At 69.0% G+C, this 17,097-nt stretch carries 13 protein-coding genes; 9 read left to right on the forward strand and 4 right to left on the reverse strand.

Features of this window, described 5'->3' with window-relative positions; all coding sequences use genetic code 11:
* Positions 1-10 precede the first annotated feature (10 nt).
* On the reverse strand, positions 11-2,167 hold the full coding sequence (locus tag IPI67_41505; GenBank protein ID MBK7586651.1) for a protein kinase: 2,157 nt from the start codon (positions 2,165-2,167) through the stop codon (positions 11-13).
* The gene (locus tag IPI67_41510) at positions 2,164-3,768 is read right to left on the reverse strand and encodes a zinc ribbon domain-containing protein (protein ID MBK7586652.1); all 1,605 of its coding nucleotides are present in this window, start codon (positions 3,766-3,768) and stop codon (positions 2,164-2,166) included. The genes IPI67_41505 and IPI67_41510 overlap by 4 nt, the downstream gene beginning before the upstream one ends.
* A 201-nt stretch (positions 3,769-3,969) precedes the next feature.
* Between IPI67_41510 and hisF the strand changes: the two genes are divergently transcribed.
* The 3 genes from hisF (at position 3,970) to IPI67_41525 (ending at position 7,306) form a co-directional block, all read left to right on the forward strand.
* The gene (hisF, locus tag IPI67_41515; protein MBK7586653.1) at positions 3,970-4,737 is read left to right on the forward strand and encodes an imidazole glycerol phosphate synthase subunit HisF; all 768 of its coding nucleotides are present in this window, start codon (positions 3,970-3,972) and stop codon (positions 4,735-4,737) included.
* The gene (locus IPI67_41520) at positions 4,734-6,845 is read left to right on the forward strand and encodes a hypothetical protein (protein ID MBK7586654.1); all 2,112 of its coding nucleotides are present in this window, start codon (positions 4,734-4,736) and stop codon (positions 6,843-6,845) included. Before hisF ends, IPI67_41520 begins: the two co-directional genes overlap by 4 nt.
* Positions 6,846-6,922: 77 nt before the next feature.
* On the forward strand, positions 6,923-7,306 hold the full coding sequence (locus IPI67_41525) for a TerB family tellurite resistance protein (protein ID MBK7586655.1): 384 nt from the start codon (positions 6,923-6,925) through the stop codon (positions 7,304-7,306).
* 77 nt (positions 7,307-7,383) lie between these two features.
* Here IPI67_41525 and IPI67_41530 read toward each other — a convergent pair whose 3' ends face one another.
* Positions 7,384-7,761, reverse strand: coding sequence for a response regulator (locus IPI67_41530; protein MBK7586656.1), 378 nt, complete (start codon positions 7,759-7,761; stop codon positions 7,384-7,386).
* A gap of 64 nt (positions 7,762-7,825) precedes the next feature.
* A complete protein-coding gene (locus tag IPI67_41535) occupies positions 7,826-9,205 on the reverse strand; it encodes a sensor histidine kinase (protein ID MBK7586657.1) in 1,380 nt (459 codons plus the stop codon).
* A 94-nt stretch (positions 9,206-9,299) separates the two neighbouring features.
* On the opposite strand from IPI67_41535, the gene IPI67_41540 reads away from it, so the two are divergent.
* The 6 genes from IPI67_41540 (at position 9,300) to IPI67_41565 (ending at position 17,064) form a co-directional block, all read left to right on the forward strand.
* Positions 9,300-11,462: a putative metal-binding motif-containing protein gene (locus IPI67_41540; GenBank protein MBK7586658.1), complete on the forward strand. Its 2,163-nt coding sequence runs from the start codon at positions 9,300-9,302 to the stop codon at positions 11,460-11,462.
* A gap of 27 nt (positions 11,463-11,489) precedes the next feature.
* Positions 11,490-12,200, forward strand: coding sequence for an SRPBCC family protein (locus IPI67_41545; protein ID MBK7586659.1), 711 nt, complete (start codon positions 11,490-11,492; stop codon positions 12,198-12,200).
* A gap of 62 nt (positions 12,201-12,262) precedes the next feature.
* Positions 12,263-13,195 carry an ABC transporter permease subunit gene (locus tag IPI67_41550; GenBank protein ID MBK7586660.1) on the forward strand — a complete coding sequence of 311 codons (933 nt, stop codon included), beginning with the start codon at positions 12,263-12,265 and terminating at the stop codon, positions 13,193-13,195.
* A 101-nt stretch (positions 13,196-13,296) separates the two neighbouring features.
* Positions 13,297-13,842, forward strand: a complete 546-nt coding sequence (locus IPI67_41555; GenBank protein MBK7586661.1) for a hypothetical protein — start codon at positions 13,297-13,299, stop codon at positions 13,840-13,842.
* Positions 13,839-14,816, forward strand: a complete 978-nt coding sequence (locus tag IPI67_41560; protein ID MBK7586662.1) for a tyrosine recombinase XerC — start codon at positions 13,839-13,841, stop codon at positions 14,814-14,816. The genes IPI67_41555 and IPI67_41560 overlap by 4 nt, the downstream gene beginning before the upstream one ends.
* Positions 14,809-17,064: a sulfatase-like hydrolase/transferase gene (locus tag IPI67_41565; GenBank protein ID MBK7586663.1), complete on the forward strand. Its 2,256-nt coding sequence runs from the start codon at positions 14,809-14,811 to the stop codon at positions 17,062-17,064. The genes IPI67_41560 and IPI67_41565 overlap by 8 nt, the downstream gene beginning before the upstream one ends.
* The last annotated feature ends 33 nt before the right edge of the window (positions 17,065-17,097 follow it).

The raw sequence follows: 17,097 nt of genomic DNA on the forward strand, positions 1-17,097 counted from the left end.
TCGGCTTTTCTCAGGGCGCGGCTTCGACACGGACGGTGTACTCCTCGTCGCTGGCTGGAGCGATCACGGGGTGAGGTAGCGGAGCGTGCGGGTTTGGAACGAGCTCCAGTTTGACACAAGCATCCCCAACCCCGCGCGGCGCCGCGGGGCTCTGCCAGGCGCCGGCGACGTCGTGTTTCGACTCCGGTGGGAGAGCGGTGCCCTTGCGGTGCAGGCGGATCGGGATCCCGTCAGCGGGGCCCCCCGCAGGCGTGACCTGCAGCACCGAGTGGCGGGGCCGCGCGAGATTCGGCGAGTCTTCCACGATGAACCGGGCGCTGCCGCTGCCGGGTTCGGCGCACACGTAGTCGACGTCGCGAACCCAGGCCAGGCGGCCGCGGAATTCGCCGCCGAGTGCGACGCGCGCGCCGTCGCGCGGCGTGTCGTTGGGCTCACTCTCGCTGCCGGACGTCAGTTCTGCCGACGAGATGCTGAGCTCGTAGTTGTCGGAGACGTTCTCGAGCACCGGCCCCTGTTCGTTGGCAGCCGCGTACGAGTCACGGTCCTGCATCACGGCGAGCAAGTACTCTCCGGGCTCGGACTCGAGGGCCAGCACGTTGAGCGGTCGCGCGGCGCCACCGGTGCAGTAGCGGCCGAGTGGTGACTCGATCCCCACCCGGTACAGATAGGTGCAGAGCGCCATGTTGGGCAGGCTGGTGGTCTTGATGCTGATCGAACGGGTGCCTTGGGGGACCTGCACACGGTAGAAGTCTCGATCACTGCGCTCGGGATCCATCCGGCGGCCGATCTGGCCTCGGATCAGCTCGCCGAACGGCAGCGGGGTGGCCTCGCTGGCTACGTTGTTTGGCTCGCGCTCGCGGCCGTCGAAGGCCTCACGCTCGCCGGTGTGTTTCATTACCTGCCACACCACGACGCCGGTCACGAGCATGAACAGCGCCAACACGGCCCACACGTACAGACCGCGGCGGCGTAGCTTCTTCTCGTACCGCTCGACCTCACCGCGCGTGACGGCGTCGTCGGCGCTGCGGGTGAGGGCGTGCATCTGGCCCGAGTCCAGCAAGATCTCGACGCTGCTCGTAGCACCGGCCCCGCGCAGCTCGCTGATCAGCGCGAACTGCAGCTCCTGAACCGATTGGAAGCGTCGGGCTGGGTCCTTCTCGAGCGCGCGCATGATGACCCCGCTGATGCCCCTCGGGATCGCCAGCTCTGGAAAGCGCGAGCTGGGAGACGCAGGCAGGTCCGTCAGGTGTTTGGTGAGCACGCCCATCGGGCGCGGCGCATCGAACACCGGCTGGCCGGTGAGCACAGCGTGCATCAACGCACCAATGGCGTACACGTCGCTGCGTGGGTCGGCGGCCTCGCCACGGATCTGCTCGGGCGACATGTAGTACGGCGTTCCGACGATGGCCCCGCGTGAGGTGACCTCGCCGAGCTCTGGCGATTCGCGCAGCTTGGCCAGGCCAAAGTCGAGCACCTTCACCACGTCGCTCTCGGAGTGGCCGCTCAAGATGAAGATGTTCTCGGGCTTCAGGTCGCGATGCACGATGCCGAGGCCATGCGCTTCCCCGAGCGAGCTGCAGACCTGGATGATGATCTTGGCGCAACGGTCCGGGTCGAGGGGGCCGTGTTTGCGCACGAGGTGACCGAGGTCGTCGCCGCGCAGGTACTCCATGGCCAGGTAGGTGAGCCCGTCCGAGACACCGAAGTCGAAGACTTGCACGGTGTTTGGATGGCTGAGCTTGCTGACCATCAGCGCTTCCCGCTTGAAACGCGCGACGATCTCCTCGTCGCGGCCGAGCTCTCCGGTCAGGAGCTTCAGCGCCATGAGTTTGCCGATGCGGGCATGCTCGACGCGGTACACGACACCCATGCCGCCGCGACCGAGCAGCTCGATGATGCGATAACGTCCTGCCACCGTGGTGCCGATCAAGGGGTCGGCGATGGGCAGCTCGGTCGAGTGGGTCTCCCGCACTTCACTCAGTGTGCCGAAGCCCGTCGCGCGCTTCGACGCGGGACCTTCCAGCTCGTCGAGGCTGGCCGTGCCCAGGCGAACGCCACACGCGGAGCAGTAGCGGGCTTCAGCCGTGTTGCCGTGCTCGCACGACGGGCAACGGATCTCGCTCACCGACGGGGCTCCCACGTTCGCCTTGCTCTCGCCCTCGCTCACGGTCGGCCTCGCAAGAACTCTACTCGGACTTGGGGCAGCTCGCGCCCGCTGCTCGACTCCGGGGATTTTCCGGTCAAATAGCCGTATGCGGTGAGCTCGGCGCCCACGGCGAAGCTCACCCGCGCGCCGTACTCCAGGCGCGCAAGACACGGCGGCGCGGTACAGCCGCGGGTGACCTCCAGGAGCAGAGAGCTCCGGTAGCCGTCGGACTTCACCTCGGTCAGCTTGCCCTCGAGTGCGACCGCCCAGCCACGCTTCTGCTCCAGATCGCCCGCGATCGCGGCGAACGAGGTCTGCGCGCGGCGTTCGAACTCGACGGCCTCGGTCGTGAGGCTTGCGACCCGGTGGACTCGGATCGGGAAGAAGCGCGGTGCGCGTCCCGGGGCTGTCGCGCGTACGCTGATGGTGGTGTCGCCGACCGCAGACACACTCATGAGCTGGGCAAAACGCCCTTGAGGATCGACCGTGATCGGGCGACCCTCGACCGTGACCATGCCGTCGCGCTCCGTCACGCCGGCGAGCACGAAGCTGGACGTCTCGATCACGATGCTCTCGCCGGGCGCGTCGACGCTCAGCGGGACGATGTCGACGCGGAACTCGAGCTCACCTCGCTGGCTGACCCCGTTGGCGCGCTGCACGACGTAGGGGATCGTTCGCACCAGGCGCTGTGTGCCCTTGGCCGGACCCGTGAGCTGAGCGCGTACGGGGATCTCGTAGCGTCGAATGCCGCTCTCATTCTTGGGAACGACACGACCGTCCACGATCAGAGAGACGTCGGGTCTTGCGTCTGCCACGAGGGCGAGGGTGGGCTCGGGATGCGACAGCCCCGCCTGATCGGCACTGACCACGAAGTCGACCTCGTACTCGACCTCTTCCTGGCGCGAGCTGGTCTGCCCCGGCGCGTGAACGGTGACCGCGGCGCGGTTGCGCCCGAGGGGTAGGGGCGGCGTGAGCCTGAGGACGGCCCGCCCAGCCTTGACGATCGCGCTGTTGGCGCCGAGCTCCAGCTGGGTACCGTCCGCGCATTTGGGACACGCGATCTGGAGCTCGGGCTGCCCACCAGCGTCGAAGCGCGGCTCACCGGAGAGCGTGGGCTGGCGTTTCACGAGCAGCGCCACGCTGCCCGCCGCGAGCAGCGCGAGGGCGAAGGCGGAGAGCAGCACGGGTGTGCGACGCCAGATTGGACGGGCTGTGCCGTCGGCAGCGATCGCCCCGGACGCGCTCGTCGAGTCGAGGCGGGGCCGCAGTCGCTTGCGCAGCTCCTTGCCGGCCTCGTCGAGCTCAGCCGCCACTTCGGCGGGATCGCGCCGAGGGCGTCGGCGCGGGCGCGGCTCCACGGCGGCCCGGGGTGGGCGTTGGCTCTCGCGCGGAGCGGGGATGGGCTCGGCCACGTCACGGCTGGGAGCCGAACGCGCGGCCACGGGAAGGGGACCATCGAGCGGGATGCCGCTGCCCAGCACCAGTGTCCCGGTCGCCAGCGGGCGCTCCCCCGCGCTCCCGAGCGCAGCCGTCTCGCGGTTGTCGGGGTTTGGAGCCCCGCAAGTGGGGCAGGCGGCGGCGCCCTCTTCCGACACTGCACCGCAGCGCAGACACGCGGCCATTGGCTTCGGACTATAACCGACGCGCGGGCCCGCGGGGGGCCGCGGGAGGCCCGATTTCCCGGATTGCCTGGCGCGGCCGAGCTCCGGGGACCGCGTCCAGCGCGGCCCGCGCGGCGCCAGCGCCTGCCGGGGGGGCGGGGCGGCCGAGTCGCAAGGCATTTGTCCAGAAATCCGCCGGTCCGCTATGGGGCATCAGATCCCATGTTGGCCAAGCGCATCATTCCCTGCCTCGACGTCCGTGACGGTCGGGTGGTGAAGGGCGTCAACTTCGTGGGCATTCGCGACGCCGGGGACCCGGTCGAGTGCGCGCGACGGTACGACGCTGCGGGGGCGGACGAGATCACGTTCCTCGACATCACCGCTTCGCACGAGCGAAGAAGTGCGCTGCTCTCGGTCATCGAGCGCACGGCAGACGTCGTGTTCGCACCGCTGACAGTGGGTGGCGGAGTGCGCGTCGGCGAAGACGTACGGGATCTGCTGCACGCCGGCGCGGACAAGGTCAGCGTGAACACCGCTGCGGTCGAGCGTCCCGAGCTGGTTGCCGAAATAGCATCCGCTTGGGGTTCGCAGGCCGTCGTGATTGCGATCGACGCCAAACGCCGGGCCGCGGGCGGCTTCGAGGTCTACACCCACGGCGGGCGCCGCGCGACGGGCCTCGATGCACTCGAGTGGGCCGAGCGTTCAGTCGAGCTGGGGGCGGGGGAGATCTTGCTCACGAGCATGGACCGCGACGGCACGCGGCAAGGTTACGACATCGAGTTGCTACGGGCGGTGGCGGACGTGGTGTCCGTGCCGGTCATTGCATCCGGCGGGGTTGGAACGCTCGAGCACTTGCTCGAGGGTTTGAAAGAGGGCGGGGCCGATGCGGCGCTCGCGGCTTCGATTTTCCACGACGGCGTCCACACGATCGACGAGGCGAAGGCGTTTCTTCGCGCTCACGGCGTGCTGGTACGCGGAGGTGAGGCATGACCGTCAAGCTGCACGAGATCATGGGCGCTGCACACGCACGAAGTGCGTCATTGGCCGCAGAGGTAGCGGGTTATCTGATCCTGGCGACGGCCGATCAGGTGGCGGGCGCACCTCGCAGCGTGGGCTTCGGCGACGTGGGGCTGTCCGAAGAAGGCCAGGTGAAGATCACCGGAGGCTCACCCGCGGAGGATGAACACGCCGAGCAGGTACTCAGAGAGATGCTCGGGTTGATGCTGCTCGAAGCCAGCTCGGTCACGCCGGGGCTGCTGCGCGCGGCGCATAAATCCAGCGGGTCGGGGGTGGAGGCGGTGATTCGAGAGATCGAGGTCGCGCTGGTTCCGGTCAATCGCGCGGCCGCGCGCCGGGCGCTGGCGCGACTCTATCGCGATGTCGTGCGGGCCCGCGACGCCGGACGTTTGCCCGCCTGGAGCCCTCCGAGCGCCAAACCGGAGCGTCCCGTGGCCGAGCCGCCGAGGGTGAGCGAGTCCCAGAGCCCAATGGCGCCCTCGCCGCGAACCGAGCCCGAGCCTCACGAGCTCTCCGCGAGCGTTGATCTGCCCTCGGTGCTGGCTCGACAGAGTGAGCCCCCCGCGGCGCCGGTGCGCTCGGGTGCTGCGCTGCCCGTTGCTGTGGTGCAGTGGCCCGTCCAGTCCGAGCTCGCTGATGCAGAGGAGCTGCTCACGCGAATTCCGGTCTTCGTCGAGGAGCCCGTCGAAGCGATGGCGGCCATTCCCTTCGTGCCCGATCTCGAGGTGCCTGCGAGTCCCGGCGCGCCGACGACACAAGCGCGTGTCGCCGCCGAGCAGATCACCGTGCCGCAGCCGCGGGTCAAACCGAAGCAGCAGCAAGCGGTGTTCGCGTCGCAACCGGCCGAGGGCACGACGGCGCGCACGCCGGTCTTCGGCACGGGCGTGGCAGTGACTGGCGCACCCGAGAGCCTTGGCCCTCTCGAGATCTCCGAGCCAACTCCGGGCGTGCTGACGTTGGTCGCCGACGACGCCACCGAGCGCATGCCGCCGGTCATTGAGCTGACCGGGGATTTCGCCGGACGCCCGCAGACTCCTCCGCCGGGCTTCGCTCGCAGCGACTCGTCCCCAAGCGACGCGCCCGCCGAGCTTCAAACGGTGGATCCACCGCCGGCCTCACGCTCACCGGTGAGCCGCGCCGAGGCTGAGACCCTCGAGGGGCCCGCGATCGAGGCGAGCGCGCCGCTGACTCCGCCGCCGTCCGCGCCCGCCGCTGAGGTGTCGAGCGCGCCGCTGACTCCGCCGCCGTCCGCGCCCGCCGCTGAGGTGTCGAGCGCGCCGCTGGCTCCGTCGCCGTCCGCGCCCGCCGCCGAGGTGTCGCCTCTTGCTGCGGAGGTCGGCTGGAGCCTCGCTGTGCCTTCCGCGTCTCCGCCGCCCGCGCGCGCGCTGCCGATCCCCGAAAATCTGCCGCCGCGTCCACCCCGCCACGAGTACGCACCGCCGCGCTACGCACCGAGGCGAAGCGACATCGACGAGCTGCTGTCCGGCTTTGGCGTAGCCGGGCGCATGAGCGACCGCGAGCTTTGCTCGGATCTGAAGACGCTGGCCGGGGTCGACGCGACGGCTCGACCGCCCGAGGTCGTCGAGCTGAGCGAGACACCGCCACCCGTGGCGGTCTGCGAGGTCGACGCCGGGGCGGTGCCGAAGGCTGCCGCGAGCGAAGGTTCCAGCGCCCGAGTGCTCGCCGGCGCAGTGTCAGCCGCGCTGATCGTCGCCGGGATCGGTCTCGGCAGCATCCCGACCCGCGGTGCCGAGTCCGAGTCGGTCGCGGCGGCTGCAGCGGTTCCAATCATGGAACCTTCGGAGCCCCGGGCGGCGTGCACGGCGGAGCTGACGGTCCGTCAGGTGCCGGAGCGCGGACGCCCGCGCGTCCGAACGGGCCCCGACGGGAGTGTCGTCAGCCCCAGCCGGATCGTGGGGCGGGACGCCGTCTTCGAAGGCCTCAGTTGTCGCCAGAGCGCCGAGGTCACCGTGGAGCTTCCGGGCCGCGCGCGCTGGGTACGGATCCCGATCAGCGCCGAGTCGCTCTCTCCGAGCGCGGACGCCCCGAGCCTCGTGCGTTACACCGTCGCGGTGCGCTGAGGCGGCGGAGCGCCGGGAAAAAGCCGGCCTTCTTCGGCGTTGCAGGGCGCCGGGGCGCCATGCCATCCTCTCGCCCCATGCACGACCAGAACATGGCCATCCTCAAGGGCCTAGTGAGTGTGGCTTGGGCCGACGGGCGTGTCGCGGACGAAGAGCTCGAGGTCATCGAGGCGCTGCTCGACGCGTTCGGAGCGAGCACCAGCGAGGCTCACGAGCTGCGCACGTACGCAAAGACCCCAAAAACGGTGGATGACATTCCACTCACTGATCTGAGCTACGACGACCGTCGTGTACTGCTCCAGCACGCGGTGTTGCTGACGTACATCGACGGAGAGCAGCACGAGCAAGAGAAGAAGCTGCTGGAAGACTTGTGCGAGAAGCTGCGGATCCCTTCCCAAGAGGCCAAGGGCATCGTCGAGACGGCCTCCGAGCGCGCCAAGGGTTTCCTGAACCTGCTCTGAGCAGGCGGGTCGGATCGTTTCCGCAAGGGCCGTCTGCCCTTTTCGGATCGCGCAAGCCCCGGGCTCGGCCCGCGGACTCAGGTCGCGGTTTGCGCGGCCTTCAAGCGCTCGATTTCCTTGAGCAGCGCGATCGGGCTGAAGGGTTTGGTGTAGTAGGCGGAGGCGCCGGCGTCGGCGGCTTTGCGCCGCGAGTCCGGATCGTCGAGCGCGCTGATGATCACCACGGGCACGTTGCGTGTGCCTGGATCGGAGCGCAACCGCTGGCAGACCTCGAAACCGTCGTACTGCCCCGGCAGCATCAAATCCAGGAGCACCAGGTCGAACGTCTGCGTCATGAACGCATCAATCGCTTTGGCGCCATTTGCGACCGCGGTGACCTCATAGCCCCGCGCCTGAATCAGGGCCTCGATCATCCGTCGGATCGAGTCCTGATCTTCGACGACCAAAATACGCATGCTCCAGTGAGCATAGCCCAGCGGGCCGCGGGTTTGGAAAGCGTGTTCGCGCGACGTGCGCGGATTAGTTGATGAACAGCACGACTTCGCAGCGCCCGGATGGGGTTTCCCCGAGCGAGAGCGAGGCGCCGAGCACGGGGGCCGCAACCTCCGCCACGAGCAACCAGAGCCCCTCGGGGCGCCCAAATGCGGTTGGATCGGTGCGGCGTCTGAGGACGTCATCGCGGGCCGGCGCAGGAACTGCCGGGCCGCCGTCTTCGATCGCCAGCGCGAAGGCGCTCTCGTGGACCGTGAGGCGCAGGGTCACCTGGCCGTCTCGCGGAGTGGCTGCGATCGCGTGATCGATCAAGCTGCGCGCGATCAGCGAGAACGTCTCGACCCGCGTCGACAGCTCACTCGCGTCGGGTGCGATGACCTCGACCTGAACGCCGTGCCGGGACGCGCGGGTATCCGCCTGAGCGGCCAGCTCGCGCAGCGTCGCCGCCAAGTCCACGACGCGCTCGGCTTCGCCCAAGGGGCACGCGGCGAGGCGATCGAGCTCGGCGAAGACCTCTTGCACCCCCGAGATCCGCCGCGTCAGCCGCTCGCTGAGCTCCGACTCGGCGTCCAGGGCGTGCGACGCATCGGCAACGTCGGTTCGGGTCTGGTCGAGCCAGCCACGCATCATACGAGTGAGGGCGCTGGACGTGCTGACCAGGAGCTCCAGGCGATCACTGCCGGCGGGGGGGGGCACCGACGCCGCGCGCGGCTCGCTGGGTAGACTCTTGGTGTCCGCGAAGGCTGCCGCAAGCTCGCGGGCGTAGGCTTCGCCGAGCTGCTGGGCCTGCTCGAGCTCCCGGCGGAGCTCGGCCATTTCGTCCGTCGCGCGGTCCGCCGGCAAGAGCAGCGTCTCGGTTCCACCCTCGAGCTCGAGGCGCCCGCCGTGGCGCGTTGCCATGCGGCTGAGCCAACGCCGCTCGAGCTCGGCGGTGGCGGAGCTATCGGGGCCGAGCTCGACGCTGATGCGGACCCAGTCGCCGTCCCGCTTGATCTCGACGTCCGTGCGCGCCGACTCACTGTCCACTGGACTCGAGTTGGTCTGGCTCACCAACAGGTGGATCATGCGCCGGAGCTCTTGCTCCTCACCGAACACTTCCGTGCCGGCGCCGGTCTCCATCGCGACTCGCGCGTTCGGCATCACCTCGCAGACCAGGGCGGCCAGATCGATCCGGCCGCGGCGCGCGGCGACGCGCGAACCCATCTGCAACTCACCGAGCCGGGCGATGGCCTCGTCGAGCGTGTCGAGGTTGGTCTCGACGGCTGGCGCCGTGCGGATCTCGATCGGTGGCCCCGGCGGCGGCTGCGTGAGCTGCTGAACGCCCTGCCGCAGGGCGCGTGCAGCGCCGCGGGCTTCTTGGGCCAAGAGCCAGCTCAGCTCTTGGCGGGTGAGGCGTTCCTGGGACAAGCGGAGCCGGCATCATGCCACGCTCCGCCCGCTGTTGCTATCGCGACCTCGGCCAGCAGGCCGGGGCGCGGCAGACCGAGCGGGACGCGCTAGCATGGGGCCGATGCGACCCCGTCCCGTGGCGCGTGCCCTCGCCCTCTCCGTCGTGATCGCCGGTGCAGGGCTTGCGGCGGTGAGCGGCTGCGGGAGCTCTTCGGTGCCGAGCCCCTTCAAAGAAGACGCCGGCGCCGACGTGGATGCCGCCGAAGGGGGGGGCGACAGCGCCGATGTGATCGATCCACTGCTCGGGCCCCCGTGCGTCGACGACCCCCAGTGCGACGACGGCATCGATTGCACGTTCGACGCCTGTGATCAGACGCTCGGACGCTGTCGCTTCACTCCCGACGACTCGACCTGCCAGGACAGTGTGTTCTGCGACGGGCTCGAGGTGTGTGATCCGAAGCTCGGCTGTCGTGAAGGTACCGCGATCGCGTGCGACGACAACGCAACCTGCACCATCGATACCTGCATCGAGGCGAGCAAGAGTTGCATCAACGAGGCGCGCGACGTCGACGGCGATGGCGACCCGGATTGGAGCTGCGGCGGCAGCGACTGCAACGACACCGATCCAGCCGTCTCCGGCAAGCAGTCCGAGATCTGCGGCAACTCCGCCGACGACGACTGCGACGGGGCGGTGGACGAGGCCGGCTGTGTCTCACCCAAATACGACAAGTGCGCCGACGCATTGAAGATCGAGAAGTCCGGACAGTACGTGATGTCGCTGACCGCCGCCGCGAGTGACTATGCCGCGAGCTGTGCGACCTCGGGTGCCGCGGATCGAGACGTGGTCGCGGCGATCATCGTGCCGCCCGGGCCAGCCATGGACGTGGACGTGATCGCGACGGCGGGCGCGGGGACGCTGGCTCTCGCCAGTGTCGCCCAGTGCGGCGTTGCCGGGACCGAGACTGCGTGCGGCGCCGGCTACTCTCTGGAAAAGGGCGGCGTGATGGCGCGAGTGCGGTTGCGCTCCCTCAGCCCCGGCGCCCATCCGCTCTACGTCTTCGGGCAGGCCGGCAACGTCACCTTGAAGGTCAGCTATCAGCCTGCCAGCACACAACCGACGAACGAGACCTGCGGCACCGCGTTGCCAGTCGTGCCCGGGGTCTCGGTCAAGGCCAGCGTGATCGACGCGGTGGAAGACCTGAGCAGCGTCTGCGACGCGCCGCTCGGGGAGCTCACCTACGAGGTCACGCTGACCGAGCCCCGGGACGTACACGTCTGGGCGACGTCACTCGATGGCCTGGGCAAACCCGCCGTCGCGCTGTGGCAACCCGACTGCAGCGACAAGAAACAGGAGCTCGGCTGCAACGTCGCCACCCAGGCGCATGTCTTCGAGCGAGCGCTGCCCGCGGGCAAATACGTCGTAGCCCTGTCGGCCACGGTGCCCAGCGATCTGGATCTCTTGGTCGAGCTGTTCCCGCCGACGGCCGAGCCCGCTGACGAGACGTGTGCGAGTGGAGCTGTGCTCGTCGCAAACCAGAGTGTCGCCGTGCCGCTGTCAGGGCACACTGACGACGTGAGTCTGGGTTGCATGGCGGGCGCCATCGACGCCGTGTATTCCCTCGACCTCCCCGTCGCGAGTGACGTGCTGCTGGTCGGCCGCATCTCGGACAATGACACCGGCGGGGTGTCGCTGGTGAAGCCGGCGTGCGCGACCAAGTCGGACACCATCGTGTGTGGAGTGTCCCCTCAGACCCCCGTTCGCGCCCGCGCCCACAAGGTCGCCGCCGGAAGCTACCGGGTCGTGATCGAGACCACCAACGCCGCCCCCACGATCCTGAGCGCGTTCACGCGGCCGCAGACGCCGCCGATCTTGGTGCCGTTCGCGGATACCTGCGCGACCGCCGTGAAGGTGCCGCCAGCTGGAGGATTCTTCCAAGGCAACACCGCCAACGCCAACGCCGACTACGACGCCGGGTGTGATCTCGGGAGCCAGGGCCCAGGAGGCGCGCCCGAGCAGATGCTGCGCCTCGATCTGACCAAGAAGAAACGCGTCGTCCTGGATATGAAGGGCAGTGCTTACAGCACGCTGCTCGTGGTGCGGAGGGCCGAGGGCTGCCCCGGGCCCGAGGTCACGAAGGCCTGCGCGGCGGGGTACTACCCGGACAAGAGTTTCCTCGACCTGACCCTCGACGCGGGTTCCTACTTCGTCCAAGTCGACGGCTATGCAGGCAATTCCGGGCAGTGGTTCCTGGATGTCTTCGTTGTCGATCCTTGAGCCGAAGATTCGGTATGCTGTCCGCCGATGCGGGCAGGGTGGTGGAAGATCGCGCTGACAATCGTCGGCGTTTTGGCCGGCGACGCCGGGCTCGCGCGGGCCGATAGCGGGCCCCGGCCGGCTCCGGGTCGGGTGGACGCCATTGCTCGCCGCAGCGCTCGTGCCGAGAGTTTCACCGACGCGGAGCGCGCGTCGCTCGTTGGGGGTCAGACCGTCTCCCGCCCCATGGCGCTCTCCAAGGGAGAGGGCCGCTACGTCGGCGGGGTGTCCTATCAGCTGGTGCGCGCGGCACCGGCGGAGGTTCTGGCGGCCTTCGGTGACGTGAGGGAGCTGCCCAACATGTTGCCGCGGACCAAGTCGGCCCGCCTCGTCGACGTGACCTCGCGGGGTGCGCGCATCGAGCTCTGTCAGGGCACGGCGCTGGTCGACACCAGCTACACCGTGCGACTGCGCCGCGTCGGGGCGAGCGAGCTCCGATTCCGGCTCGACGAGAGCCGCCCTCACGGAATTCGCGACCTCTGGGGGTATCTGAAGGTCCGGGCGATGGGCCAGGGTCGGACCCTGGTCACGGTGGCCGTGGCGCTGGACGTGGGGCCTGGAATCATGCGGACGCTGTTTGAAGACCGCATCCAGCGGGCGATCCTGGCTACCCCGCGCCACATTCGGGACTACCTGGAGCCTCGCGCGCTGGCCCGGGCAACACCCGCCGAGCCCCCGGCGGAAGCCCGCGGCATGTGAGGCGCGATCCCCGCGATCTTTCCATGCAGGCCCAGCTCCGGTTATAGAAGAGCCGGCTCGCCATGCTGGCCCGAATCGCTGCCATTGCGCTCAACACCTACCGCGAAGCGGTGCGCGCGCGCGTGTTGCACGGGCTGTTCGGCCTAGCCATCGCGACCGGCGCCTACGCCTTGGTGGTCGGCCAGTTTGCGCTGCGCGACACCCTGCGCGTGGTGAGCGATCTCGGTGCGGCCTCGATCTCCCTCTACGCCGTGGTGGTGGCGATCGTGCTCGGGGCAACCAGCCTGTATCGCGAGCTCGAGCTGAAGACGATCTTCCCGATCCTTGCGCGACCGATCCGGCGCTGGGAGTACCTGGTCGGAAAATATCTGGGCACACTGCTGACTTTGATGGTGTTCGTCGCGGCCAACGCCGGCGCGTTGCTGCTCGCGCTCGCTGCGCTATCCGGCGGCCGGCTGGGGCTCGCTCTCGGCGCTGGGGTCGGCAGCGCGGCCGTCGCCGGGCTGCTCGCCTGGAAGCAGCCGCGCTTGGGTACCTACGTGCCCATTGCCTGGGCACTCGTGGTGCTCGTCAGTGGTTGGTTTCTCGCCGACGGAGCGCTGGACGACCGCCGGGTGATCGCCGGCGCCGCGGCGTTGACGGTGTGTGAGGTCGGCATCGTGGCGGCGGTCGCGACGCTGTTTGCCTCGTTCTCTTCGCCCTTCCTCACGGCCGTGTTCACCTTCGGGGTCTTCATCGTCGGTCGTTCGGCGGATACGTTGGCGCGGCTTCCTCACCGCGTGTTCGGGCGCACCATCCAGGCGGCGGGCGAGTTTCTCAGTCACATCGTCCCGAACCTGATGCTGTACGCCCCTCCGCGGGCGTTGCTCACCGGTGAGAGCGCCAACGCCGCACTCGGGCCCTATCTGGGCTGGGCGGCGCTGTCCGCCTTGGCGTGGGCGGTGGGGCTCCTGGCGGGCGCCAGTCTGGTCTTTCAGCGGCGCGACTTCTTATGAACCGCGCACGCGTCCTCCAGAGCGTCGCCATTGGTTTGATGCTCGCAATACTCGCAACCACGGCCATGACCTAACGGGCGATCAACCACGGCGAACGCCAGATGCGCGAGAGCGACGCCGCCTTCAACCGCGCAGATCTTCCGACCGCCACGCTCCACGCGCGCGCGGCGGCCGTGCTGTATGCGCCGGGTGCTCCCCACGTGCAGCGGGCCTACGACCGGCTGATCGCCATCGCGACGGGAGCGGAGGCCGCCGGGCAGCGTCGCATCGCCGAGTCGGCCTGGCGCGCGGTGCGCGGCGCCGCCCTCGAGACACGCCACCTGTGGGTCGTGCACCGCGCCGAGCTCGACCGCGCCGACGACAACCTTGCGCGGCTGTCCCAGCTCGGTGAGCAGCCGGACATGTCGGGCGACCCACGGCTCGCGCTCGAGCGGGCCAAGGCTGAGCTGGCCCGCGATGACGCGCCGAGCGCGGCCTGGGTCATCGGGCTCTCGCTGGGTTTTGCGCTGGCGGCGGCGGGCCTGGCCACGGTCGGGTTCTGGGGCGTCACGCCTCGCGGTCAACTGGTGTTCGGTCGCGCCAAGCTCGGCATCGCGCTGTCGCTCTTTGGTGCGCTCGTGTGGACGCTCGCCGTCTGGAAGGCATGATGAGCGAACGCGTTTCTCCCGACCGTCTCGAGCGTAGCGTCGCCCGCTTCGTGCAGCACCTTGCCGGGGAACGCCACGCCTCGAAGCACACCGTGACCGCCTACCAGAGCGACCTCGGGCAGCTCACGCTGTTCGTGCGCTCGAAGCTGAAGGGCGGCGTGACTCCACGAGACATCGACAAGTTGATGTTGCGCGCGTGGCTCGGTGAGCTGAGTCGCTCGCGCTCGGCGGGCAGCATCGCCCGCAAGCTCTCGAGTGTGAGGGCGTTCTTCCGCTACCTTGCTCGGGAGGGTGAGGTGAGTGAGAACCCGGCCGACCTCGTGGCGACGCCGAAGGTGCGCAAGAAGCTGCCGGCGTTTCTCTCGGTCGATGCTGCGGCTCAGGTCATGACCGCACCCGTGGAGCTGGAGCTCGGCACGGTCGCCGAGCGCGCCCGTGATCAGGCCATGGTCGAGCTGCTCTACGGATCGGGGCTGCGGGTCAGCGAGCTCGCGAGCCTGGAGCTGAACGACATCTCCGCGGGCGGAGACGAGCTGCGAGTGCTGGGCAAGGGTCGCAAGGAGCGAATCGTGCCCGTGGGCCAGCAGGCGCGCGCCGCCATCGCGCGCTACCTCGCCGAGCGTCCGACGCTCAAACACAAGCGGACCGGGGCGCAGGATCCGGCTGCTCTGTTCTTGACCCGGCGTGGGACGCGCCTCGGAGTGCGCCGGGTTCAGTTGCTCGTGCAGCGCTACGGGGCGCTCGGTGCGGGGCGTCCCGATCTGCACCCCCATGCGCTCCGTCACACCTGCGCCACGCACATGCTGGAGGGCGGCGCGGATCTGCGTGCGATCCAGGAGATGCTCGGCCACTCGAGTCTCTCGACCACACAGCGTTACACTCACGTGTCGCTGGAGCAGCTCCTCGGCGTCTACGATCGCGCGCACCCGCTCGCGAAGAAGAAGAAGAAGAAGAACAGTGGTCCCAATGGCTGAACCGAAGTCCGACGGCGACGAGCCGACACTCGGCTTTGCAAGGGTACTGCAGCGCGTCGCGGCGTCCGCGTTCGGGGGCGTGCTCGCGGGCTTGGTCGGCGCCCTCGCGGAGGCAAGTTGGGCGCGGCGCGCGAGTCAGGAGCCGCCGCCATTTGCGGCTGTCTTCCTCGCCGACGCGGGGGTCATCTGGCCCGTCGCGCTGGTCGTTGGCGTCTGTGTCGGCGTGGCGTCGCTGTTCTTGCATCCGGAGCACGCGCCAGCGCTCGGCCGACTTCGGCAACGGCTCGACGCGAGCGAAGGCCGAGGCGAACGGGTCGTGATGGGTCTCACCGCGCCCATCGCGTGTGGGCTCTGGTTGGTCACGGCGTCGCGCATCGGGCTTGGATTCTTGGCGTCGGAGGTCGCGCCGAAACCTGCGGGCTCGGCCGGAGCGTTGGCGACCGGGCTCGCAGCGCTCGGTCTGTTCGTGCTCGTGCTCGCGGCGACTCGAGCGCTCGGGGCGAGGGCGGCGCGTGCTCCCTTCGGTCCGACCGCCGCCCTCGGGCTCGGTGTCGGGTTGACGGGTGGGTTGATCCTCTACGCCGTGGCGAGTGGCACGACCAGTGGCGCCGGAGGCACGCTGGCAATCTTCGGCGTGCTCAAGCGTGACGAGCTGGATCTGCGCGCGCCCGGGCTGCTAGCGCTGTTTGCGGCCGTGGCCTACCTCGCGCCCGCAGTGCTCGCTCGCGGATGGGGGGTCGTGCTCGTGGGCCTGGCCTGTGGTCCCGCGGCCCTCTTGTGGCGCGCGTCGGGTCCGGGGCTGGCGGAGCGACGCGTGGCGCTCACGGTCGAGCGAAGCGCGCCGCTCGGCAAGCTCGTGCTCGGGCGCCTGCGCAAGCTCGCGGACGCCGACAAGGACGGGTTCTCCGCGCGCTTTGGCGGCGGCGACTGCAACGACGCGGATCCGGCGCTGAACCCGAGTAGAGAGGACGTGCCCGGCAACGGTGTGGACGAGGACTGCTCGGGCAAGGACGCCGAAGAGGTGAAGCTCGAGCAGGCCGAGCCCGCTGCCCCGAAGGACATTCGCGCTGCGGCGCTCGGCAAGGTGCCCGAGAAGCTCAACGTCGTGCTGCTCAGCATCGACACGCTGCGCGCCGATCTCGGCTACGCGGGCAATCCGCGGCCGGTCTCGCCGAACATCGATGCGCTGGCGAAGAAGGCTGTCGTGTTCGAGCGTGCGTACGCGCTCGCGTCGTACACCAGCAAGAGCCTGGCCCCCGCGTTGATCGGCAAGTACCCGAACGAGACCCACCGCGGTTGGGCGCACTTCAACCGCTTCGAGAAGTCGGACATCTTTCTGGCTGAGCGCCTGCAGAAGGCCGGGATCCGCACCGTCAGTGTGCAGGGCTACTGGTACTTCTTCCAGCCGGGCGCCGGCTTCGAGCGAGGCTTCGACGTGATCGACACCTCCGCTGCGGCGAAGGGCATCCAGGTCGAGGGGGACCGCAGCTACAACTCCGAGAAGATCTCGGATGCGGCCATCAGTCAGCTGGAAAAACCCGAGAACCGAGAGCAGCAGCTGTTCATGTGGGTCCACTACGTCGACCCCCATGCCGAGTACGTGAAACACGAGGGCTTCGATTTCGGCGGCAAGGGGCGGGACCTCTACGACAGCGAAGTTGCCTACGTCGATCAGCAGGTCGGCCGCGTGATCGCGGCGATCGAGAAGAGCCCCTTCGCCAAGCGAACGGCCATCGTGGTGACCAGTGATCACGGTGAGGCATTCGGTGAGCACGGAATGCTGCGGCACGGATTCGAGCTGTGGGAGGAGCTGATCCGGGTGCCGTTCGTCGTGTACATTCCCGGGCTCGAGCCGAGGCGGGTGAACGTGCGACGCGGCGCCATCGACCTCGTGCCGACGCTGCTCGAGCTCTACCGCCAACCCATGCCGAGCGGTGAGGGCTCGGACTTCGTGAGCGGAGTGTCGCTGCTCCTGGATCTCGTGCAGCCGGCCGGCCACGAACCCAAGGAGCGCATCGTCTTTTCCCACATGACCGCCGGGCCCAACAACGCCGATCGCCAGGCGTTCATCGACGGAGGGCTCAAGCTGATTACGAGCGATGGTCGTCCGCTCGGGCTCTACGATCTCGAGGCGGACGCGGCGGAGAAGAAGGACTTGCTCGACGACGCCGAGAAGAAAGAGAAGATCATGGGGCGGTATCGGGCGTTTCTGAAGGAGCTGCGGGAGGTGAAGGTCAAGCCGCAGTGAGAGGGGAGCGGGGCGGGGAGCGGGGAGCGGGGA

The sequence above is a fragment of the Myxococcales bacterium genome, assembly GCA_016706225.1.
Taxonomy (GTDB): Bacteria; Myxococcota_A; Polyangia; order Polyangiales; family Polyangiaceae; genus JADJKB01.

Coding starts and splice junctions, on each gene's coding strand:
- IPI67_41510 (MBK7586652.1), bottom strand. CDS start 3,768: ATGGCCGCGTGTCTGCGCTGCGGTGCAGTGTCGGAAGAGGGCGCCGCC.
- hisF (MBK7586653.1), top strand. CDS start 3,970: ATGTTGGCCAAGCGCATCATTCCCTGCCTCGACGTCCGTGACGGTCGG.
- IPI67_41520 (MBK7586654.1), top strand. CDS start 4,734: ATGACCGTCAAGCTGCACGAGATCATGGGCGCTGCACACGCACGAAGT.
- IPI67_41525 (MBK7586655.1), top strand. CDS start 6,923: ATGCACGACCAGAACATGGCCATCCTCAAGGGCCTAGTGAGTGTGGCT.
- IPI67_41530 (MBK7586656.1), bottom strand. CDS start 7,761: ATGCGTATTTTGGTCGTCGAAGATCAGGACTCGATCCGACGGATGATC.
- IPI67_41540 (MBK7586658.1), top strand. CDS start 9,300: ATGGGGCCGATGCGACCCCGTCCCGTGGCGCGTGCCCTCGCCCTCTCC.
- IPI67_41545 (MBK7586659.1), top strand. CDS start 11,490: ATGCGGGCAGGGTGGTGGAAGATCGCGCTGACAATCGTCGGCGTTTTG.
- IPI67_41550 (MBK7586660.1), top strand. CDS start 12,263: ATGCTGGCCCGAATCGCTGCCATTGCGCTCAACACCTACCGCGAAGCG.
- IPI67_41555 (MBK7586661.1), top strand. CDS start 13,297: ATGCGCGAGAGCGACGCCGCCTTCAACCGCGCAGATCTTCCGACCGCC.
- IPI67_41560 (MBK7586662.1), top strand. CDS start 13,839: ATGATGAGCGAACGCGTTTCTCCCGACCGTCTCGAGCGTAGCGTCGCC.
- IPI67_41565 (MBK7586663.1), top strand. CDS start 14,809: ATGGCTGAACCGAAGTCCGACGGCGACGAGCCGACACTCGGCTTTGCA.